This window comes from Proteiniclasticum ruminis, assembly GCF_900115135.1.
In the GTDB taxonomy this organism is placed as follows: domain Bacteria; phylum Bacillota; class Clostridia; order Clostridiales; family Clostridiaceae; genus Proteiniclasticum; species Proteiniclasticum ruminis_A.
The window spans coordinates 37926-57804 of sequence record NZ_FOVK01000001.1; the positions used below are offsets into that span (position 1 = coordinate 37926).

The window sequence follows — 19879 nt, forward strand, 5'->3', positions numbered from 1 at the left end:
TTGAAAAGAAAACATATACATTGAGATGATATTTATAAAAACGCAGTTCCTGTGCAAGAAAGAACTGCGTTTTTCGGCTGTCCGCAGGTTTTTATTGTGCGAGAAGGTATCAGAAAAGAATACATCCGATAGCAAATGGATGGCGCTGCTGATATAATGAAATCAATTGAAAACATGGAACAGAATACAGGAGGAGCACCAGCTCCAAAGGCCAGGAGCTTCCTGACAGTATGGTATTGGGGGATACGATGTATATTGCAAGACAGCCGATTTTCAAAGTGAATATGGATGTGTACGGATATGAGCTTCTTTTTCGTGCGAAAAAGGAGTCTGTAGCTTATGATGGGCTTTCAGCTACCTCCGCCACAGCCAGTGTGATTTCAGGTCTCATGGAAGAAGGGTTTTCCACCATAGTGGACAATAAAAGAGCGTTCATCAATTTCAATGAAGAGCTTCTCACGTCCGATGTGCTGGAACTTATAAATAAGGATACCCTTGTCATTGAACTTCTGGAAACTGTAGAAGTGAACGATTCCATCAAAAACAGAATGAAGGAGCTGAAAAGCGCAGGATATGAGATTGCCCTGGATGACTTTCAGGAAGACTACAAAGGGTATCCTTTGAAAGAATATGCAAAGATCATCAAGTTTGATCTTATACGGACACCTTTGGAGTCCATCCGGGAGAGTGTACGGGATGCTCTTTCTGAAGGAAAGATACTTCTGGCAGAAAAAGTGGAGACAGAATCGGAGTTTCTTCTGGCCAAGTCCATGGGATTCAAACTTTTCCAGGGGTTTTTCTTCTCCAGACCCACCATTGTGGGCAAAAACAAAGCAGTGAGAGCCAGCACTCAGAATCAGTATCTCAGGATATTCAAAGAACTTCAGAAAGAAGAGCCTTCTTTTCAGGTTCTCGCAGAAATCATCGAGAAAGATGTGGCTCTTTCTTATAAACTGCTGCGGGTGATCAAGGAGAAATCTCAAGGAGATCTGGTGTATTCGATTAAAAAAGCCTTAAGCTATATGGGACTGAAAGAGCTGGACCGGTGGATCAGAATCCTTATGATACAGGACCTGGGTTCAGAAAAGCCCAAGGAGCTGGTCTATGTCTCCCTCATCCGGTCGAAACTGGCTGAAGAGATTGCTGTATCCACGCACCTGAAAAATGCCAGATATGAGGCGTCCATGATGGGGCTTTTCAGTACCTTAGATGCACTTCTTGATATGGATATGGAGGAAGCGCTGAAAGGCGTGAATCTTTCACCGAGAGTCTCTTCTGCCCTCCTTCATTCCCAGGGAGAACTTTCCCTGATCAGGCAGATCATCGAATCTCAAGAGCGGGGGGAGTGGCAGAAACTGGATCTTCTGGCCAGTGTGATGAACGTAAAAGAGGAAGAAGTGTATGGGTACTATATGAAAGCAGTGCGATGGGCGAAGGAAGTCATGGAGCTTCTGTATGATTGAGGAGGGTTTAATGGAAAAGAGTAGAACTGTGCTTATTGGTTCTTTGATAAGCCTTGGTATTTTGGTTGTAATCTTCAGTGCCATAGCGCTGAAGATTACATTGGAAAAGCCGGTGGTGTTTCACCAGTATATGGAGCTGCCCTTGTTTCCACAGGACCGGGGCATGAAAGGAGAGTATTTCACCCTGGATCTTCTGCAGAACAGAACAGATGAGAGGAAGCTGCTTTTTCTCAGCTTTCCCGAAGCAGAAGAAGTTCAGGTGCATCTCATCAGTCCATGGAACTCCGGATTCTGGACCTTTCAGGGTACAGAAGAGATGGGGGGAGGGGTTGGGCCTTATCGGAAGACAACTTATGAGTTTCATATGACTCTTGAGTCTGTTCTGGAAGAAGAACTGGCCCTGACCAAAGTAAAACTTCACTTCAATGATGACAGTGTGCTGGAAACAGATCTGGGCAAACTGGTGCTTTTTCCTGTAAAGATGGACCAGGAAGACCCTGTAGGGATTTTCAGCAGTTCCAGCAGCAGTGACCGGGAGGAGATCCGTGAAGGCAGAGCCAATAGAGAATTTAAGATTCTTGGAGCATCCTCATCTCTTCTGGACGAGGCAGATGAGTACTTTCAGCTGAGCCTCAATGGGGTAAAACTGGAGAAAGATATGGCTCTTTCGATAAGATCCGGAGAAGCTTTGAGCTTCAAGGCCGAAGGCCTGGAGACAAAGGGCGCTGATCGCTATGTCATCTTCCGTATTTCTCCAAGATTCCACTATATGGACACCACCATGGAGGAAAAGAGCTTCAGGGTGGAGATGGTCCATGAAAGACTTATGAACCTGGAGACCTTCGACATCATACAATATCTAATAGAAAGGGGGGAGATCTAGATGGGAGAATCTTACCGCAAAATTTTCTGGGGGATTTTTATCCTTACATTCCATATCAATCTGGGACCTCTTCAGATTCTGCCAAACTTTGTAGGCTACTTTCTCATGGCTAGTGCCAGCACCATGCTCTTTGACCGGCATGGCATCTCTTCCTTTCAGAATGCAAAGCACATGGCTGCTGTTTTAGGTGTGCTCAGCTTGGTGGAGAGCCTGTTCTTTTTTATGGGGCAGACGGCTTTTGCCCCATTTACCTTCTTTGGACCGCTTCTTTTTGGCGTTCTGGAGCTGCTTTTCTTCTATCATGTACTTGGAGGCTATGCCTTTTCTCTGGAACATGATGGCCAGCAGGAGGAAGGAGAGCGGAAGCGTTCTTTACAGAGAAAAGTAACCGTGCTGTTGGCGGTCCAGACGGGTCTTTATTTTGCAGCATCGGTGCTGTATCTGACCTCCTTCCTGTCCTTCTTAGTTCTCTTATTCATCCTCATGCGGATCTATCTCATGAGCATTTTCGCACAGCTGCGTAGAGAAGAGGAGGGAAGAGGACTTGAAGCAAGAGAAGCGGAAGAGGAAACCTCTCCTATGAACCAAGGATGAATCTGGAAGAAAGCACACAAAAGAAAGGAGCACACATGAGAGAAGAACTGAAGAACCGATTTGCCATTCATGAAGAAGGGGAGGGGGAAGAGATCCTTTTGTTTCTCCATGGATTCGCATCGAGCAAGGAGACCTGGCAGTGGATCAAAGACTCCTTCCGGCAGGAATATAAGCTGGTGTTTCTGGACCTGGCAGGATGCGGCGCTTCTGATTACACAGCATATGATGTGAAAAAATATGCGACGCTGCAAGGGTACGTGGAGGATCTATTGGAAATACTGAAGGCATTCGACTATCAGAATGTGACCATCGTGGGACATTCCGTCGGTGGACTCATTGGTCTCCTCCTTTCAAAGGCTGCAGAAGGCCGTGTGAAGAAGGTGTTCATGATTGGAGCCTCTCCACGGTATAAAAATGACATTCCTGGGTATTTTGGCGGATTCACCGAAGAAGAAATCTATCAGGTGCTGGATCTCATGGAAGAGAACTTCCTGGGATGGGCCAGCTACATTTCAAGAGCGGCGCTGCCGGAATCAGAAGGTGCAGAGCATACCGCTTATGTGGAAGAACGTTTCAGAGCATCCCATCCAAAATTCACTTATCACTTTTTAAAAGTCACACTGCTTTTGGACCATCGGAGTGAACTTCTCAATGTGCCTTGTGAGATCATCATTTTACAGTGTGCCAAGGACAGCTTTGTACCCATGGAAGTTGCGGAGTACATGCATCGTAAGATTCCCGGCAGTACCCTTCATCTTCTTTCGGCCAGGGGGCACTATCCTCACATCAGCCATCCGGAGGAAACTGCTGCAGCCATCTTGAAATATCTGTAAGTGAGGTTTGAATGGAAAAGAGACGATGGAATGAAGCCGTTTGCGGCATTCTAACCCTAAACAGCAGATCAGAAATACGATCTGTGAACCAGTCCCTCTTAGCCCTTCTGGGATACGAGAAAGAAGAGGAGCTCCTTGGCAGGGAGTTTGAACTGCTCCTCAGCACCAGTGCCCAGTTTTATTTTTATTCGATGCTATACCCGAAAATCCAGCTGGAAGGGTACTGTCAGGAGATTTATCTCAGCCTCCGGAAAAAAGATGGACATGGGGTGCCGGTGATGTTTAATGCAAAGAGGTTCTATCTGGGGGATGAAGCTGTGATCGACTGTATCATCCTTCCCATGGAAACCAGGCGGGAATATCTGAAAGAAATCAAAACCATCAACAAAAAGCTGGAAACGGCACTGGAAGAAAAGATCCTCCTACATGAGGAGCTTTTGAAGAAACAGGAAGAGCTGGAAGAAATGTACAGAACTCTTCAGGAAATCTCCAGGCAAGATCCTCTCACAGGAATCCTGAACCGACGTGCCTTCATGGAGGAGATTCATCTGACGTCTCAGAGAGCTCTGAAGGAACCACTGACGTTTTCTGTTTGTATACTGGATCTCGATTACTTCAAAGCGGTGAATGATCTGTATGGACACCACAAAGGGGATGTGGTGCTGTGTTCTTTTTCAGAGCATCTGACATCGTTTTTTGGAAAGGATCATATTGTGGCTCGGTTTGGGGGAGAAGAGTTCATTCTTCTTCTGAGGTCCTTATCTAGAGAAGAGTCCAAAAATCAAATGGAGGCCTTCCGCTTGTCTATGGCGGGAAGAACCTATGGAGGACTGAAGGTCACAGCAAGCTTCGGCCTCTCCACCTGGATGGAGGGAGATGACCCAGACAAGCTCATTGTAAAGGCGGATATGGCCTTATATGAGGCGAAAAGACGCGGCAGAGACTGCGTGATGCACTTTGATGAAATGAATCAGAAACCATAGCACTCTGGGGGAAACTCCAGAGTTTTAAATTGCATCAAATGAATAATGATTATCACATTATAATGGCTATTTTAAAATTAATATCATAATAATAATGGCGATTTACATATAATCCGTTAAATATTATCATAATTATTAAAAGTTCATCAAAAAAGAGTTCGATAAAAAGCATAATTCCAAGTGGTCCACTATGGTTTAAAAAATACAGGATTGTACAGTTATTGACAATATTATGACAAAAGTGTACATTATTATTGTTAGCTAAGGTAAACTTTTGGAACACAATAAGAAATAAAGGATGGGAGAAGATGCATCTAACAGAATCGTCAGAAATGTATTTGGCTACCATCATGATTTTAGAGAAGGAACTGGGACATGTACGGGTAGTGGATGTAGCGGAAGAGCTTGAAGTCACAAAACCCAGTGTCACCAAAGCCATGAATCATCTAATGAAAGAAGGATATATCCATAAAGAGCTCTACGGAAACATTACCTTGACCCCGGAAGGCATTATAGTTGCCACGGAGGTGGTGAAGAAGAGAGCCATGATTGTCTCCTATCTTGAGAGATCCCTAGGACTTTCCCATGATGAAGCAGTCAAGAATGCCTGCAGGATGGAGCATGTCATATCAGAAGAGATGCTACAGGCAATAAAAAGCTTTCTGCAGGAAGAAAAGCACCCAGGCAGCAAGAACTAGGAGGAATGGAAATGGAAATGGCTTTTGTACATAAATTATTCAGCCGAAAATCAACCGCCGGGAAGGAGCAGTCCTTTCAGGAAAATAATCTCACCTTTGCCAAGAGAAATGAGCCCTATCGGATTGTAGGGGTTCATACAAAGGACCAGGCCATGAAAGATTTTCTTTTTACACTGGGCTGCTATGAGGGAGAAGAGATTACAGTCATCTCCATTCTGTCCGACAATTACATCATACATGTCAAAGGTGCAAGATATAGCATTGACAAGGAACTGGCCAGAGCGATTTTAATTTAAAAAATCGCTTCTGTCGCCAGAAATTTTCAGTATAATTGTTAGCCATGGCTAACAATTGGAATTATATTCTAGACATAAATTAGGAGGAAATCATGAGAATAGCACTTGCGGGAAATCCAAACAGTGGAAAAACCACTTTATTTAATGCCATCACGGGTCAGATTGAACATGTGGGCAACTGGCCAGGGGTCACTGTGGCAAAAAAAGAAGGAAATGTGAAAAAAGAGCTCTACGAGGGAGAGGAGATGCTCCGGGTAGTGGACCTTCCAGGTGCCTACTCCATTGCACCGTTCACCTCAGAGGAGAGCATCACTTCTTCCTTTGTGAAGAATGACAATCTAGATGCCATCATCAACATCATTGATTCTACAAACATCAGCAGAAGCCTTCTTTTCACCACGCAGCTTCTGGAACTTGGGATTCCTGTAGTCATTGCCCTGAACAAAAGAGACCTTTTGAGAAGAAAAGGGATTTCCATTGATACAAAGAAGCTTTCAGAGAAGCTTCACTGTGTGGTCATTGAAACAGCGTCCATCCGTAAAGAGGGACTGAAGGACCTTCTGAAAGCCGCTGCATCTTTAAAGGGAAAAGTGCAGAAAGCTCCTTTTGAAAACGTGAAAGAGTTCACGGCCATTCCCGAAGACCGCTATGAGGAAAAAGAAAAAATGCGTTTCCAGCTGGTGGAGTCCCTGGTTCGAGATGTGGAAATAAGAAAAGTGGAAAGTGAGAAGGAGAACCTCTCAGACCGTATAGACCGCATTGTAGCCCATAAGTATCTGGGCATTCCCGTATTTGCCTTGGTGATGTTTCTGGTGTTCCATCTGTCCCAGAGCACCGTTGGACCGTTTCTAGCGGACATCTTCACCGGATGGATGGATCAGCTCTATGGCGCTGTAGAAGGCATGCTGGGAGACAATGTTTCTCCACTTCTTAGTGCACTGCTTCTGGACGGCATCATCGGCGGTGTGGGTGCAGTGGTAGGGTTTTTGCCTCTCATCATGGTGCTCTTCTTCCTGCTGGCCCTTTTGGATGACTGCGGATATCTTTCCAGAGTGGCTGTGGTCATGGACCGCTACCTGAAAAAAGTAGGTCTTTCTGGAAAGTCCATCATCCCTATGGTCATTGGGACCGGATGCGCCATCCCGGGCATCATGGCCACCAGAACCATCAAAGATGAACGTCAGAGAAGAACCACAGCAATGCTTACCCCTTTTATGCCCTGCGGTGCGAAGCTTCCTGTCATTGCCCTGTTCTCCGGTGTGTTCTTTAAAAATGCCGGATGGGTGGGCACTTCCATGTACTTTGTGGCCATTCTCATTATTGTTTTAGGTGCCCTCATCATCAAGAAGATCACAGGAGAAACCCAGAACACTTCCTACTTTATCATGGAGCTTCCAGAATACAGGCTGCCCAGCATAAAGAGAGCTCTGGTCTCCATGATGAACCAGGGAAAAGCTTTTGTTATCAGAGCGGCCACCATCATTCTGCTCTGCAATGCCGCCATCCACATCATGCAGACCTTCAACTGGAATCTCCAGATGGTGGAAGAAGGGATGGAAAGCACCAGTATCCTGGCTTCCATCGCACAGCCTTTTGCCTTCCTTCTGATTCCACTGGGATTTGGCGCATGGCAGCTGGCTGCCGCCGCCATCACCGGATTCATTGCAAAAGAGAATGTGGTAGGTACTTTGGCCGTGGTATACAGCATCACCAATTTCATCAACACGGAAGAGCTGGTTCTGGTTTCCGGAGCCAATGATGTGGCGTCTGTCATGGGACTCACCACCGTCAGCGCTCTGGCTTATCTTGTGTTCAATCTCTTTACGCCGCCTTGCTTTGCTGCCATCGGTGCCATGAATGCAGAGATGGAAAGCAAGAAGTGGCTTCTGGCTGGCGTTTCCTTCCAGCTGAGCATGGGATATATCCTGGCATTTCTAGTGAACCAGGTTGGCACACTCCTCACAACAGGATCCTTTGGAACAGGTTTTCTTCCAGGACTCCTCGGAGTTCTTGCCATGGTTACTGTCATCGTCTACCTGATGTTTCGTAAAAAAGAAGGATCGATAGAAGAACCTGTAAAGGAGATGGCATAAATGGGAGATTTCATTGTTCTTGGCATCATTCTGACCATTGTGTTTTTGGCGGGATATAAAGTATACAGAGACAAGAAAAACGGCATCAAGTGCTCTGGATGCGCTCATGCGAAATCCTGCGCTACACAAAGCTGTGACAGCAATACCTCATCAAAAAGCAAGATGATTATCTTATAAGTAAAGTAAAACCACTTCTCCTCTTAATAAAAGGAAGAGAAGTGGTTTTTTCTCCGTCGTTATGAGAAAATGAAGGGAAATTGTGTTTTGAAAGGAGAAGGACAATGGTGATCAGAAAGTATGAGTATCACAGGGACTTTAAGAAGCTCCTGGAGCTTTTTAGAACCGAGGGATTTATCAAGGGGGAACTGCGAAAGAACAGGTCAAAAGAAACGTTAAGACAATCCCTGAACAAGTCTGTCACCTACGTGGCTTATGAGGAGGAAAACCTCCTAGGGTTTGTGAGAGTGCTGGAGGATCCGCCCTTTGAACCTTTGGTGAGAGACGTGTATGTGAAGCCTTCTTATCGAGGAAGAGGCATCGGCAAAAGCCTTCTTTACGGCCTCTTTGAGCGGCTCAGCTGTGAAAGAATCCAGGTGGCAACTTCAGATCTTTCCTTCGCACCGCACATGGGAGCGACACTAGAACAGGGCGCTTATTATTTAAGGAAACCTAAAGAGCCCACCACCTATCTTCTGCAGGATAAAACTGAAAGGAAGGAGAGAAGGAAAAAAAGAAAAAGCAAGAGAATCCAAGAAAGAGCGTACGATGAGGAAGACCTCTTCGGATCCGATGAGTTTCACTATATGATCATGGGGTACACCAGTGGAGGAGCTGCCTATGGCATCACTTGGGAAGAGGCTTATGAGGATGGGCTCATAGAGGAGGAAGAGGATTCCTTCGAAAGAAAGAGAGATGAAAAAGCCCATCTTTCTGATTCTTATGAGGAAGATGAGATCCCTTTTTAGAAAGAACTTATTAATCACGTAGAATTCTGTTCTCTTCGGAATGTGAAGGTGAATTATTCTTGTAAACCATGGAGCCGTAGGATAAACTGAATGTATTTGAGTAAGTAAAGAAACAAAAGATAGGTAAAGGGTGTTGTGATGTTGAAAAAGAAGTATCCCCTCATCATGGTGTTGGCTTTCATGGTCATTGCTGCGTCTGTGATGTTTGTGCATTTGTATTCTCATGAAAAGACGAAAGAAATCTTTCTGGACGAAACAGAGAAAGTGATCCTGCTTTTGAAAAAAGATTTTCTCAGTGATACGGTAAATAACCTCATCATGGAGATCGACAGCCTCAGAGAACAGAAGGAAGTGGTCTATCAGCTGAACACTGATGCAAGGCAAAGGCGATTTGTCGAAGAGTATTATGTGTCGGAGGAGGAGTTTGCTTCCTTTTACGAGAACAGATTTCGGGGAGACCAGAATCAGGATCTTTGGACAGCGGTGCTTATAAACGAGGAGACAGACGAGCTTCTTTATGCTTCAGAGCACCTTGAAGGGGACACACCCACTGAAGTGGTAGAAGAACTGGAAGAGACGCTCCTGAGCAAAGGAGAAGTCAGAAAGGGCAGTCTCAGAGGAATCTTTGGCGTGAGCATAACCTATGTGGAAAATCAGGTGAAGGAGGAGGTAGCAGCCTCCATCCGAAACCGCAGATTCTCTAATGAGTCCTACATCTGGGTCAATGAGGTGCTAAACTTCGAGGGAGGAGACCAGTACGCCATCCGACGAGTACATCCGAATCTTCCGGAAACGGAAGGGACCTATCTTTCCACCCATACGGAAGATCTCGCGGGCAATCGGCCCTATGAAGAGGAGCTTCAGGGCGTGAAAGAAAACGGGGAGCATTTTTTCAATTATTACTTCAAGAAGCTGAACTCTGAAGAGATTGGTGAAAAGATCACCTACGCCAAGCTGTATGAGGACTTTGACTGGATCATCGCCATGGGTGTTCATGTGGATGAAGTCCATGCCTATACTGAAAAAGTAACAGGAGAAATTGAAGGACTCACCAGCGAAAGCGTTTTTCAAATCCTTGGCATCCTACTTGTGATTCTTCTCAGCGGGCTCTTTTTGATACAGGTCCTGGAAAAAGCCAGAATGATGGAGAATCAGAAGACACTTCTGAATGAAGTGAACCGGGATCTGCTCACTGGTGCAGAAACCAGAAGAAGCGGCACGAAACATCTGGAAAAGCTCTTTCAGGAGTACCAGAGATCCCCTGGCAGCACTGCGGTGATGATGGTGGATATCGACCGGTTTAAGAACATCAATGATACTTACGGTCATGACATAGGAGATGAGGTGCTGAAGAAAGTCACCAGGACCATCCATCACATGATCCGAAATACGGATCATCTCATCCGCTGGGGAGGCGATGAGTTCGTTGCGGTCTTTCCGGGCATGAAAGAAGAGTATCTGAGAGAGTTTGGTGAGAAGATCAGTTTGGAAGTGGAGAAGATCCGCATCGAATCTTCGGAAAAACCTCTTAAAGTGACCTTGTCCATGGGGCTTACTGTTTTCAGATCTGAAGACAGAAGCTACGAAGATGCCTTAAAAAGAGCTGATCTAGCTCTTTATGAGTCCAAAAATCTGGGGCGGAACCAGGTATCAGTTTTCTAGAATAAAAATAAAAGTCCGGTGTATCAGAAACATCGGACTTTTACTTTTGGAAATATATCTGAAGCTCTTAATCTGGAGCCGTTTTCGCCGATTATGATTAGGAATACCAAGTTTTTAAAAACAGAAGAAAACCAAAAGAAGAGGAGCAAGTGCGATGTTTTCGAAAAAGAAAAAAGAAAAAGAACTTATTTTAAATTCAGTTGAACCTGTGACAGAAACGCGAAGTATAGAATCCGATGAAAATGCCAGATGTATCTCGGAGATGCTGAAAGAAGTCAATGATCTTCTTCAGTATATGACAAGGCTTGATTATGTCCGGGAAATGATCCTGGATGCGGAGCGCCAGGCGGACCTTTTAGGGAACGTTTCTGCCAGCAGTGAGGAAATGACTGCTGCCACGGAAGACATCTCCAATTATGTGGAGATTTCCAGCACCAACATGAAAAAGGCCATGGAAGAGACAGACTTAGCATTAAAACGGGTGGAGACCACCTTTATGAGCATAGAGAAGAACATGGAGGAGATCCATGGGGTGAAAAGCATCATGGTGGAAGTGACGGAGGAAACGGTGAAGATCAATGAACTGGTCAATGTCATCAAGTCTGTGGCAGACCAGACGAACCTTCTTTCCCTGAATGCTTCCATTGAAGCGGCCAGGGCAGGAGAGAACGGCAGAGGCTTCGCAGTGGTGGCGGATGAGATTAAGAAGCTTGCCCAAAGTACAAAAGAGCAAGTGGACATCATCCGAAGCATCGTGGAGAGCCTCAACGGGAAAATACATGAGGCATCCTCAGAGATTGACCGGGTGGTGGAGAGTTTTCAAGGGGCGAAGTCTTCCATTGATGCAGCCACAGGCGGAATCTTTGAAATCGGAGGCATCATGAACAGCATCGGTGCCAGTTTCATGTCCATCTCTGCCAATGTGGAGGAGCAGACCGCCACGGCACAGGAAATCACTGCCAATATCCTGGAAGTCCATGACAAAGCAGCGGTGCTGAAAGAAAAAACCCATCATACAGGACAGTCCTTCTATGACATCTCTGTGAGGATCGATGCGCTGAGAATGAAAGCGCTGTCCTTTGCGAAGAATGCGGACAGTGCCGTGATGCTGGATCTCACCGTAACGGATCATCTTCTCTGGAAATGGAGAGTCTACAATATGATCCTTGGCTATGTGCATATGGATGAGGCGTCTGTAGGAGACCATACCACCTGCAGGCTCGGCAAGTGGCTTGGTGCTCAGGATCTAAACGGATCTGCCCTCAGAACCCTTTTCCAGAAAATGGAAGGCCCTCATAAAGAGCTCCACAGTCAGGCGAAAAAAGCCATCTCCCTGTACAACAGAGGACAGGTGGAAGAGGCCATACTGCTTCTGCCCGTCATAGAGAAAAGCTCTCTACAAGTAGTGGAATGCCTTGAAAATTTAAAGAAAAAAAGTAAATAAATAAGAAAAGAAAAAACGTTCTGACGCCGGAATCTTCCGGTGGCTGGAACGTTTTTACTCTTTGATCTCTTTAAACAGCTCGTAGGCTTTTTTTCTGGCTTCTACAAGAACCTCTTCTCCAAGGGGGGTGCTTCTGTAGTATTTCCTGATTTTTCCTTCCACATTCCGTTCTTCCATCAGAAGCAGACCGGACTTTTCCATGGAATGAAGAAGAGGGTAGAGTGTGCCGGGGCTGATGTCATACCCGTGGTGATGAAGCTCTTCCATCATCCAGGTGCCGTAGATGGGCTCTTCTTTGGCGTGATGAAGAATATGAATCTGCATGAATCCCAGCAGGAATTTTCTCATGATTTTCTGTTGCATTTTGGTCCTCCTTTGTTTATAATTATCAATAACGAAACCCGATATCGAATATTGAATTCATCATACCACTTCTGGCTGAAGGATTCAAGGGTTCTCATGTGTCAAGTGAAGTTTTGTTAAATCCATGTGAAGATTGGAGGAAAAGAGATGAGTGAACTAGTAAATAAAAAAGAAAAAGTATCCTACAGGACCTTTCTCTGGGATGTGTTTTTATGTTCTTTAGGGGCCTACGGAGGTCCGGAAGCTCATTATGGCGTGTTCACGGACCAGATGATCAATAAAAAACATTATATTACAGAAGAGGAGCTGGTGGAGCTCATCGCCCTGACGGGTATTCTTCCAGGTCCCAGCAGCACCCAGACCATTGTGGCCATTGGACACAAAATGGGGGGACCAAAACTAGCCTTTCTCACCATGCTGGTCTGGGCTGTCCCTGTGGTGATCCTTATGATCGCTTTATCCTTTCTCAGTCAGATTTTAGGAGCATTTTCTTTGTCTGAAGAGGGGTTTCGCTACATAGGACCCATGGCCGTGGCTTTTATTGTTATGGCGGCCTATAAAATTGGCCGAAAAGTGGCAAAGGATTCCTTTACGGTGATGCTTCTTATTTTTGGAGCGGTGTCCACTTATCTTGTGAGAGAGCCGTATATCTATCCTGCAGTGCTGATTTTTGGTGGTATCCTCAGTGTGTTGACCTCCAAGGAGAAAGATGTCTGGAACCGTGTAAAACTCAGCCCGCCCTGGAAATATCTCATTGCTTTTTCGGTCTTTGCCGCAGGCGCTCTTCTTCTAAATGTGCTCTTCGACAATGTGCTTTTGGATATCTTTGAAAGTTTTTACCGGTACGGTTATCTGGTCATAGGTGGAGGACAGGTGGTGGTGCCTCTCATGTACAGTGAACTGGTGGAGCTGAAGGAATATATGACAAGCCAGGAGTTTCTTACAGGGTTTGGCCTGGTGCAAGGTCTTCCTGGTCCCATGTTCAGTTTCAGCGCCTATGCTGGAGGGATGGCAGCCAGAGGCGGCAGTGCCTTTTTCCAGGTCATGGGAGGCGTTCTTGGTGCCGTTGGGATCTTTCTTCCAGGTGTCCTTCTGATCTTCTTTGTCATTCCGGTTTGGGAGAAGTTGAAGACCATACGGGGGATCAAAATTTTTTTAAGAGGGGTTACAGCGGTGGCAGGAGGTCTTATTTTGACTGCGGCGGTGCTTCTTATGACAAAAAGTGGACTCACTTTGGATAACTTTCTGGTCATGGGCGGAACGCTGCTCCTTCTTCTGTGGAAGAAGATTCCAGCGCCTCTCATTGTCCTTGGAGTGATTCTTCTGGGATTTCTGACCTAATAAATCTTTTCCAAGTCAAAAGGACAGAGCGCTTTGCTCTGTCCTTTTGCAGCAGGTTCTTTTCCATTTACTCGTAGGGATTGCACAGAACATCTTCCTCGTGCTTGGGATTATTCTCCACCATTTGGATGGCTCTTACGAGAGCTTGGGTGATGTCGGACTGAAACTGATGATCCAGTTCCTTCATTTTCGTGAAGACGAGCCCTTTTCCTGTTCGGGTGTAATAGGGTTTCAGATTGTTCAGGGCAATGGCCTGAACATCCAGCTGACAGCAGCCACAAGCAGCGATGTGCTCATGGTGTTCCAGGAGTCCTTTTAGATGGCTTTCCACTAAAACTTCCATATGGTTTTTCAGCATTAAAATCCTTCCTTTCACAAGTATGCTTCAGCGCACAGACCTATTCTTTCCCCCAAAGTGTGCTTTGCATCAATATGTGTTTATCACTATAAATAACATATCATTTAATTAGATTTTTCACAATATAAACTTGTAAATAGAAAGAAATAAATGGGAAATCTTGAGTATTTCAGAAAGACCACTTAACAAAATATAAATGAAGTCGATAGTATGGAATAATGAAACTGATTGAAAGGGGATTTGGGTGGACACTTTTCATGCTGATGGCTCATTGGATGGAAAGGTTGTTCTCCTTGGTGTGAAAGATGGAGCACAAGGAAGACTTGTATTTTTTACTGAAGCTCGTGGGGGATGCCATAGAAAGCAGAGCCAACAAAAGGCTCAAACATTATGATATGACCCTGACACAAGGGAGGATCCTCTCTTTTCTTTATGAACGGTCTGGAGAAAAAGTAGCTCAGAAAGATCTGGAGGAATATTTCCAGGTCTCCCATGCAACCATTGCTGGTATTCTAAAGAGGCTGGAGATCAAAGGATATATCGGTTGTGAAACGGACCCGCTGGATAAAAGAATGAAGCTGGTTTCGCTGCAGCCGGAGTATAAGTCAAAATCCTTAAAAGCAGCGGCACTTCAGAGAGAGATTGAAGAAACTCTCACGAGAGGAATGGAAGAGCTGAAAGTGGATGAAGTGAGATCCCTTCTGCAGCAGATGCTTGTGAACCTAGAGACCTGACTTTCTAAGTAAAGTCAGGTCTTACTATTTTTTTCATAGAGTTCAGAACCATGAGAAGGTAAGGTCAGGGAAGCATCCTCATCATCTCATATCCAGGATCAATGACAGGCAAGGGGCTGCACTTACATAATGCATCATAAAAGTAGGAGAAGTGGGTGCATCCAAGGATCACCGCTTCACATCCTGCATTTTGATAAAAGCCCAGAAGAGCCTCTACCTGATACCGGCTGAGGATCTCTTCCGGTTTTAGTCTTTCTTCTACAGCGTTCACCAGCTTCAGCATGCCGGTGCCGATGACATGAACTGCTGGGTTTTCTGTCTGTATGGCCCGCTCGATGCCATGGGTGCTCTGGTTGTTTGCGGCAATGACACCAAGGGCCTGGTATCTGGCGCCCATCTTTTCATAGACCATCAGCGGTGTGATCAAAGGCAAGGACAGCTCCTCTGCAAGTTTTTTCAGGTCTACCGCCGCTGCCAGGGAGTTGCAGTAGACATAAAGCACTTCGGCGCCTTGGGTTTTAGCCTCTGTCATGACCTGTCTTACCAGGTTCTCCAGTTTTTCGGGATAAACCACCTGGAGAAGGCTCTGTTCCATCGGTGTTTTTGAGACAAAGTAGCCTCTGGATGTTCTTCCATATTTTTTCAAAAGGTCCACGCCCATTTGGGTATCTGTGGGCGTACCTGCGATGACTGCAATCATAAAAGCACCTCTTTTTGCATAATAGTTTAATTCTACACGACTTTCTCTATTTGTCCACTGGGTAGATGCATCTGTTTTCCAGGTATCTTATCAGTCTGAATGGTTGTGCTCCTTTCATGGAATAGGAATGTGAGGGAAGTAGAAGAAGTAGAAGAAATATTAATTTTTCATGGAATGTTTGAAAAAACACGGTTCTCATGATAAAGTATTTTTTTAATAGAAGGAAGGAAGTGTTTATATGAAAGATCTGATTCTGCTGCTTGTTCTGCAGCTGGCTTATGTGCCGATGCTGGCTTTGAGGACCATTTGTATGGTGAGGAAACTGAGTCTTCTGACGGCTGTGTTTGGTTTCCTGGAAAGCGTTATTTATGTCTTTGGTCTGGCCATTGTATTTACTGGGGAGCAGAGTCTTCTTCAGATGGTGGTTTATGCCGTGGGATTCTCCCTGGGACTTATTGTGGGGATTCAGATTGAAAATAAGATTGCCATTGGATACACTTCTTTTTTAGTGAACATCAAGGACAGGAATGACAATTTTGTGAGTGCGCTGAGAGAAGCGGGTTTCGGCGTCACCATCTTCAGCGGGGAAGGCCGCGATGGGGCAAGGTACAGGCTGGACATCCTGACCAAAAGAAGCCGGGAAGGGGAAGTGTTTTCTCTTATCAATGAATATGAACCCAATGCTTTTGTGCTGTCCTATGAGCCCACCAGATTCCGAGGCGGCTTCATGGAGCAGATGATGAAAAAAGAATCGGGCAAGTTCTTTGCCAAATCTCCCCATGGGAAAAGCTCATCCTGGCTGAAGAAGGAAAAAGAGAAGATTGTTCTGGAAGTGAAAGAACTGGTGAAGTCTGAGGAAAATATCGAAGAGTAACGAAGCGGAGCGTCTCCTGTCCTGTGAGATGCTCTTTTTTTTCTTCCATTTCTAGAAAGAGATCAAAAGTTGCGTTATGCTAGTAATAGAAACCGAGATAGAAAAGAAACAGGAAAGGAAGCGGGAGCCATGAGAGCATTTTTAGAAAGTCTGAAAGATCTGAAGAACAGTCATAAGCACTATATCTATTCTGGTCTCTTATATTTTATGGTCTCAGGTCTGTTTCTCGTGCCATTATTTTCTTATCTCCTGAATAGACTCTTATTATCTGCAGAGGGTGGCGTGCTGCTGAATCTGGATGTGTTTCAAATTCTTCTTTCATCAAATGGACTTTTCGTTTTGTCGGTGCTTTTTATCATCGTCATTCTGAATCTCCTGGTGATCTTGGGGACGCAGCTGATTTTGTCTTATCAGAAGATTCAAGGGATCGAAGTCACAGTGACAGAAGCAGTACTTACGTCCATCAGGGCTTTGCCGAGACTTGTTACTTTTGAATTCTTATATCTCTTTGTTTTTCTTCTTCTTCTCCTGCCCCTTCTGGAGCTGCAGCTCAGTCCATTTCTGCAGCGGTTTTTTGAGATGCCTCCGCTGCTTCTCACAAACCTTCAGGAAGTCCGGTTTGGGGTCCTTCTGTATTTCTTCCTTCTTGGTGGTGTTTTCTATCTTCTAGTTAGGTGGATCTTCTCTTTCCATGAGGTGTTTCTTGCCCGGAAACAGCTAAGAAAAGCCTTGAAGGTCAGCGCAGAAATGACAAAAGGGAAAAAGCTGGGACTGGTTTTATCGGTACTGGTGCTGAATGGGGTCTTATTAGGAGGTTTTTTTCTTGTTTTGTATGGTCTGAGTCAGCTGCCAGAGCTCTTTGACATCGTCCTTTCCAGAAAAGTCCGGGAGTATTTCATTACCCTCTCGGCCTCTGTATTTTTTCTCTATTTCCTTGTGCTGTTTCCCGTGAATATGCACTACCTGACAAGACTTTATTTTAAGTTGAAAGAAGTGCGGAACAAGGAAGAGATGCCTCCGATTAAAACGGTGCAGTGGCACTGGCTCATGGAGAAAGAGAAGCGTCTCTTTGAAAAGCCCCTTCGTAAGAGTTATACGGTCCTAGGATTTCTCCTTCTAGGATTCGTGGGGACATTTGTCATCAACAGCCAAATCAATGAATCTCTTTTATACAGCGGCCGTTCGCTTCATGTTGCAGCACACCGTGGAGATGCGGTGAGAGCGCCGGAGAACACCTTAAGCGCCATAGAGTCTGCCCTTGATCTGGGAGCCACTCTGGTGGAGATGGATGTGCAAAGAACAAAAGACGGAGTGCTGGTCCTTCATCATGACACCTCGCTTCTTCGGATGGCAGGGGTGCCGGAGCCAGTCTCTTTTTACACCTATGAGGAGCTCAGTGCCTTTGATGTGGGCGCGGGGTTCTCGGAGGCGTTTACCGGGGAGCGGATCCCAACATTAAAAGAAGCGCTTCTTCTGGTAAAGGGGAGAGGGGGCGCACTTCTGGATGTGAAAGTCGAAGACCATGAAGAGGAGACAGCAAAAGAGATCCTGGAGATCCTGGAGGACCTTGAGATGAAAGAACATACCTACATTCAGTCCTTTCAGTATGACTTTTTAAGAGCCATCCGGGCCATGGATGAGAAGATTCAGCTGGGGCAGATCATGTATGCGGCCCTGGGGAGACTGGAAGGACTTTCGGTGGATTTTTACACCGTTCGGAAAAGCATGCTGACGAAGAACTTAATCAGAAGAGCCCATGAGGCTGGCCGTGGTGTTTTTGTTTGGGTCATCGAAACCGAAGAGGATCTGAAGCAGGTGCTTTCCTACGATGTGGATGGGATCATCACGAAGGATGTGGCTATGACAGCAGAAGTTCTGGGGCTTTCCATGAATGCCTTGGAAGAGGAAGAGGAAGAGGAAGAGGAAGTCTCCCCGTAAACCAGTAAAAAAAGCAGCAAGTGGTTCCTTCCAATTATTAAACGGATTCTCAACACAGAGAAAATCAGTACAGATGATTGAATATGTGCTAAAATACTAGAATCAATGAACGTACAGGAAAGGGTCTGATGAATATGCAAGAGAAACCCCATGGACGATTTTTGAAGACGGCTGTGCTGGTCACATTTTTTGTGCTTTTTACCTATCTTCTGAAAAATTTCAATATCTTCGATGCCGAGGGTCTTCTTACAGATCTTCATGTCATGGTGACGCCCGGTTTGTGAAGCTTCTTTTTGTGGGGGTTGCCACGGTGCTTCTTATCTTCTTTGTCCCAGTGTCCACCGTAGCCGCCACTGCTGGACTGTTGTTTGAGCTGGACGGGATTCTCCTCATTACGGTATCGGGCCTTCTCAGTGCGCTCTTGTCCTATGGCTTGGCAAAGATCTTCAAGAGTGATGCTACCCGTTGGGTGGAGAAGCTCTACAGGATAAAAGAACGGGAGATTCCATTGGAAGAGCTCTATGAGAAGATCAAGGACCATGGATTCAGTTATGCGCTCTTTGTCCGGGCGCTGCCCTTTATGCCATTTCAGGTGGGAAATCTTCTTTTTGGTGTCAGCAGTGTGACCCTTTGGGACTACATGACTACTACCTTTATCACTGTGACCATCGGTCAGGGCATCACGGTGTTTCTTGTGTCCATGGCAGCGGATTTCATGGCGCAGAAAACAGGGACTGTCATCGGTCTGGTTCTGAAAGGCCTCTATTATATTGGCATCTATTACATCATGAGAAAAAACACCAGGGCCGAAGAGAAGGAAGAACTCCCATTATAATATTTATATAAGAATTAAAAACGGCAGCTTGGAGGCTAAATCACCTCATGGCTGCCGCTTTTTTCTTTTTTTCTTGATGCATCTCTGAATAGAAGCTTCGGATTCTTTGAACAATAGAAAGGAAAAGAAGTCCAGTGAACGCTCCTGAAGAGTCAATGAGCACATCTCTCAGTTCCCTGCTCCGGCCAGGCACAAATCTTTGATGAAGTTCATCGGACAAAGCATACAAAAAGCTGTAGAAGAGGCAAAGAACATAGTCCTTGAAGTTTTTTGCTTCCAGCCAAAAGGCAAAGAGCAGTCCCAAGAGGAGATAGGCTGTAAAATGTGCACCTTTTCTTAGAATAAAATGGAAGGTTTCCTCTGAAAGTGGAATCCGTAACCACTGGAGGATGGAATAAAGGACGTCGGAAAGACCACCACTGAGATGTCCAGAAGCGTTTCCGTCCTGAGAAGAAAGATAGAATATAAAACCCATCCAGAGGAGAGCAGGTACACTCCGGTAAGGGTGCAGTTTTTGTTTCATGGTAAGATCCTCTCTGTCAGTTTCTCAGTTCAGTCGTAAAACAGTTTGAACTGAAGTCTATTTTATCATAGATGAATAAAAAGTGTGTCGGAGAAGAGGAAAATGTCATCTTTCCAGCTTGGATCTTCCTTTAAGTGAGAGATCCTTCTGTAGTAGGAGAGATTTCCTTGGACAGTAGGTAAAAAGCCCTATTTATGAGGGTTTAAGGTACAGATTATTTTCGAACCCATCTCAAAGATTGATGTTTTTTGCTTTTGTTCAAAAGGGAAGTATTGTATAATGAGACCGTGAGATGTTTT

22 protein-coding genes are annotated in these 19879 nt (G+C 45.3%); 18 read left to right on the plus strand and 4 right to left on the minus strand.

The genetic code is table 11. The features are described 5' to 3' along the window. The first annotated feature begins 248 nt into the window (after window positions 1-248). The 12 genes from BM243_RS00215 (at window position 249) to BM243_RS00270 (ending at window position 11914) form a co-directional block, all read left to right on the plus strand. Window positions 249-1463: an EAL and HDOD domain-containing protein gene (locus BM243_RS00215; RefSeq protein ID WP_177213425.1), complete on the plus strand. Its 1215-nt coding sequence runs from the start codon at window positions 249-251 to the stop codon at window positions 1461-1463. 10 nt (window positions 1464-1473) lie between these two features. Then, window positions 1474-2346, plus strand: a complete 873-nt coding sequence (locus tag BM243_RS00220) for a hypothetical protein (RefSeq protein ID WP_074908740.1) — start codon at window positions 1474-1476, stop codon at window positions 2344-2346. Beyond that, window positions 2347-2940, plus strand: a complete 594-nt coding sequence (locus BM243_RS00225) for a hypothetical protein (RefSeq protein ID WP_074908742.1) — start codon at window positions 2347-2349, stop codon at window positions 2938-2940. A gap of 35 nt (window positions 2941-2975) precedes the next feature. Then, a complete protein-coding gene (locus BM243_RS00230; RefSeq protein WP_074910856.1) occupies window positions 2976-3773 on the plus strand; it encodes an alpha/beta fold hydrolase in 798 nt (265 codons plus the stop codon). A gap of 11 nt (window positions 3774-3784) precedes the next feature. Continuing rightward, window positions 3785-4756, plus strand: coding sequence for a sensor domain-containing diguanylate cyclase (locus BM243_RS00235; RefSeq protein WP_074908745.1), 972 nt, complete (start codon window positions 3785-3787; stop codon window positions 4754-4756). 308 nt (window positions 4757-5064) lie between these two features. Beyond that, on the plus strand, window positions 5065-5454 hold the full coding sequence (locus tag BM243_RS00240; protein ID WP_074908748.1) for a metal-dependent transcriptional regulator: 390 nt from the start codon (window positions 5065-5067) through the stop codon (window positions 5452-5454). 11 nt (window positions 5455-5465) lie between these two features. After that, window positions 5466-5750 carry a FeoA family protein gene (locus tag BM243_RS15010; RefSeq protein ID WP_242943488.1) on the plus strand — a complete coding sequence of 95 codons (285 nt, stop codon included), beginning with the start codon at window positions 5466-5468 and terminating at the stop codon, window positions 5748-5750. Window positions 5751-5842: 92 nt separating this feature from the next. Further along, window positions 5843-7843: a ferrous iron transporter B gene (gene feoB, locus BM243_RS00250; protein WP_074908750.1), complete on the plus strand. Its 2001-nt coding sequence runs from the start codon at window positions 5843-5845 to the stop codon at window positions 7841-7843. Beyond that, on the plus strand, window positions 7844-8020 hold the full coding sequence (locus BM243_RS00255) for a FeoB-associated Cys-rich membrane protein (RefSeq protein WP_083422511.1): 177 nt from the start codon (window positions 7844-7846) through the stop codon (window positions 8018-8020). Between the two features lie 104 nt (window positions 8021-8124). After that, window positions 8125-8808 (plus strand): GNAT family N-acetyltransferase, encoded by a 684-nt coding sequence (locus tag BM243_RS00260; RefSeq protein ID WP_074908753.1) that lies wholly within the window; start codon window positions 8125-8127, stop codon window positions 8806-8808. Between the two features lie 138 nt (window positions 8809-8946). After that, on the plus strand, window positions 8947-10470 hold the full coding sequence (locus tag BM243_RS00265; protein ID WP_074908756.1) for a sensor domain-containing diguanylate cyclase: 1524 nt from the start codon (window positions 8947-8949) through the stop codon (window positions 10468-10470). A gap of 154 nt (window positions 10471-10624) precedes the next feature. Continuing rightward, window positions 10625-11914, plus strand: a complete 1290-nt coding sequence (locus BM243_RS00270; RefSeq protein ID WP_074908758.1) for a methyl-accepting chemotaxis protein — start codon at window positions 10625-10627, stop codon at window positions 11912-11914. Between the two features lie 54 nt (window positions 11915-11968). Here the strand turns inward: BM243_RS00270 and BM243_RS00275 are convergent, their stop codons facing one another. Further along, the gene (locus BM243_RS00275; RefSeq protein ID WP_074908761.1) at window positions 11969-12277 is read right to left on the minus strand and encodes a PadR family transcriptional regulator; all 309 of its coding nucleotides are present in this window, start codon (window positions 12275-12277) and stop codon (window positions 11969-11971) included. A gap of 147 nt (window positions 12278-12424) precedes the next feature. On the opposite strand from BM243_RS00275, the gene chrA reads away from it, so the two are divergent. After that, complete coding sequence (gene chrA / locus BM243_RS00280; protein ID WP_074908764.1) at window positions 12425-13618, plus strand: chromate efflux transporter; 1194 nt, start codon at window positions 12425-12427, stop codon at window positions 13616-13618. A gap of 67 nt (window positions 13619-13685) precedes the next feature. Here chrA and BM243_RS00285 read toward each other — a convergent pair whose 3' ends face one another. Beyond that, window positions 13686-13976, minus strand: a complete 291-nt coding sequence (locus tag BM243_RS00285) for a late competence development ComFB family protein (protein ID WP_074908766.1) — start codon at window positions 13974-13976, stop codon at window positions 13686-13688. Between the two features lie 305 nt (window positions 13977-14281). Between BM243_RS00285 and BM243_RS00290 the strand changes: the two genes are divergently transcribed. Further along, window positions 14282-14710: a MarR family winged helix-turn-helix transcriptional regulator gene (locus tag BM243_RS00290; RefSeq protein ID WP_074908769.1), complete on the plus strand. Its 429-nt coding sequence runs from the start codon at window positions 14282-14284 to the stop codon at window positions 14708-14710. Between the two features lie 64 nt (window positions 14711-14774). Here the strand turns inward: BM243_RS00290 and BM243_RS00295 are convergent, their stop codons facing one another. Next, window positions 14775-15410, minus strand: coding sequence for an aspartate/glutamate racemase family protein (locus tag BM243_RS00295; protein ID WP_074908772.1), 636 nt, complete (start codon window positions 15408-15410; stop codon window positions 14775-14777). Between the two features lie 238 nt (window positions 15411-15648). Between BM243_RS00295 and BM243_RS00300 the strand changes: the two genes are divergently transcribed. From BM243_RS00300 to BM243_RS00310, 4 genes are all read left to right on the plus strand, one after another. After that, window positions 15649-16284: a DUF2179 domain-containing protein gene (locus BM243_RS00300; RefSeq protein WP_074908775.1), complete on the plus strand. Its 636-nt coding sequence runs from the start codon at window positions 15649-15651 to the stop codon at window positions 16282-16284. A gap of 129 nt (window positions 16285-16413) precedes the next feature. Further along, the gene (locus tag BM243_RS00305; protein WP_143093515.1) at window positions 16414-18222 is read left to right on the plus strand and encodes a glycerophosphodiester phosphodiesterase family protein; all 1809 of its coding nucleotides are present in this window, start codon (window positions 16414-16416) and stop codon (window positions 18220-18222) included. 128 nt (window positions 18223-18350) lie between these two features. Further along, window positions 18351-18506, plus strand: a complete 156-nt coding sequence (locus tag BM243_RS15150) for a hypothetical protein (RefSeq protein WP_177213426.1) — start codon at window positions 18351-18353, stop codon at window positions 18504-18506. After that, window positions 18503-19057, plus strand: a complete 555-nt coding sequence (locus BM243_RS00310) for a TVP38/TMEM64 family protein (RefSeq protein ID WP_074908781.1) — start codon at window positions 18503-18505, stop codon at window positions 19055-19057. Before BM243_RS15150 ends, BM243_RS00310 begins: the two co-directional genes overlap by 4 nt. 40 nt (window positions 19058-19097) lie before the next feature. On the opposite strand, the gene BM243_RS00315 is transcribed toward BM243_RS00310, so the two are convergent. After that, on the minus strand, window positions 19098-19580 hold the full coding sequence (locus BM243_RS00315) for a VanZ family protein (RefSeq protein ID WP_074908783.1): 483 nt from the start codon (window positions 19578-19580) through the stop codon (window positions 19098-19100). Window positions 19581-19879: the final 299 nt, after the last annotated feature.

Coding starts and splice junctions, on each gene's coding strand:
- BM243_RS00215 (WP_177213425.1), top strand. CDS start 249: ATGTATATTGCAAGACAGCCGATTTTCAAAGTGAATATGGATGTGTAC.
- BM243_RS00220 (WP_074908740.1), top strand. CDS start 1,474: ATGGAAAAGAGTAGAACTGTGCTTATTGGTTCTTTGATAAGCCTTGGT.
- BM243_RS00225 (WP_074908742.1), top strand. CDS start 2,347: ATGGGAGAATCTTACCGCAAAATTTTCTGGGGGATTTTTATCCTTACA.
- BM243_RS00230 (WP_074910856.1), top strand. CDS start 2,976: ATGAGAGAAGAACTGAAGAACCGATTTGCCATTCATGAAGAAGGGGAG.
- BM243_RS00235 (WP_074908745.1), top strand. CDS start 3,785: ATGGAAAAGAGACGATGGAATGAAGCCGTTTGCGGCATTCTAACCCTA.
- BM243_RS00240 (WP_074908748.1), top strand. CDS start 5,065: ATGCATCTAACAGAATCGTCAGAAATGTATTTGGCTACCATCATGATT.
- BM243_RS15010 (WP_242943488.1), top strand. CDS start 5,466: ATGGAAATGGCTTTTGTACATAAATTATTCAGCCGAAAATCAACCGCC.
- feoB (WP_074908750.1), top strand. CDS start 5,843: ATGAGAATAGCACTTGCGGGAAATCCAAACAGTGGAAAAACCACTTTA.
- BM243_RS00255 (WP_083422511.1), top strand. CDS start 7,844: ATGGGAGATTTCATTGTTCTTGGCATCATTCTGACCATTGTGTTTTTG.
- BM243_RS00260 (WP_074908753.1), top strand. CDS start 8,125: ATGGTGATCAGAAAGTATGAGTATCACAGGGACTTTAAGAAGCTCCTG.
- BM243_RS00265 (WP_074908756.1), top strand. CDS start 8,947: ATGTTGAAAAAGAAGTATCCCCTCATCATGGTGTTGGCTTTCATGGTC.
- BM243_RS00270 (WP_074908758.1), top strand. CDS start 10,625: ATGTTTTCGAAAAAGAAAAAAGAAAAAGAACTTATTTTAAATTCAGTT.
- BM243_RS00275 (WP_074908761.1), bottom strand. CDS start 12,277: ATGCAACAGAAAATCATGAGAAAATTCCTGCTGGGATTCATGCAGATT.
- chrA (WP_074908764.1), top strand. CDS start 12,425: ATGAGTGAACTAGTAAATAAAAAAGAAAAAGTATCCTACAGGACCTTT.
- BM243_RS00285 (WP_074908766.1), bottom strand. CDS start 13,976: ATGCTGAAAAACCATATGGAAGTTTTAGTGGAAAGCCATCTAAAAGGA.
- BM243_RS00290 (WP_074908769.1), top strand. CDS start 14,282: ATGGAGCACAAGGAAGACTTGTATTTTTTACTGAAGCTCGTGGGGGAT.
- BM243_RS00295 (WP_074908772.1), bottom strand. CDS start 15,410: ATGATTGCAGTCATCGCAGGTACGCCCACAGATACCCAAATGGGCGTG.
- BM243_RS00300 (WP_074908775.1), top strand. CDS start 15,649: ATGAAAGATCTGATTCTGCTGCTTGTTCTGCAGCTGGCTTATGTGCCG.
- BM243_RS00305 (WP_143093515.1), top strand. CDS start 16,414: ATGAGAGCATTTTTAGAAAGTCTGAAAGATCTGAAGAACAGTCATAAG.
- BM243_RS15150 (WP_177213426.1), top strand. CDS start 18,351: ATGAATATGCAAGAGAAACCCCATGGACGATTTTTGAAGACGGCTGTG.
- BM243_RS00315 (WP_074908783.1), bottom strand. CDS start 19,580: ATGAAACAAAAACTGCACCCTTACCGGAGTGTACCTGCTCTCCTCTGG.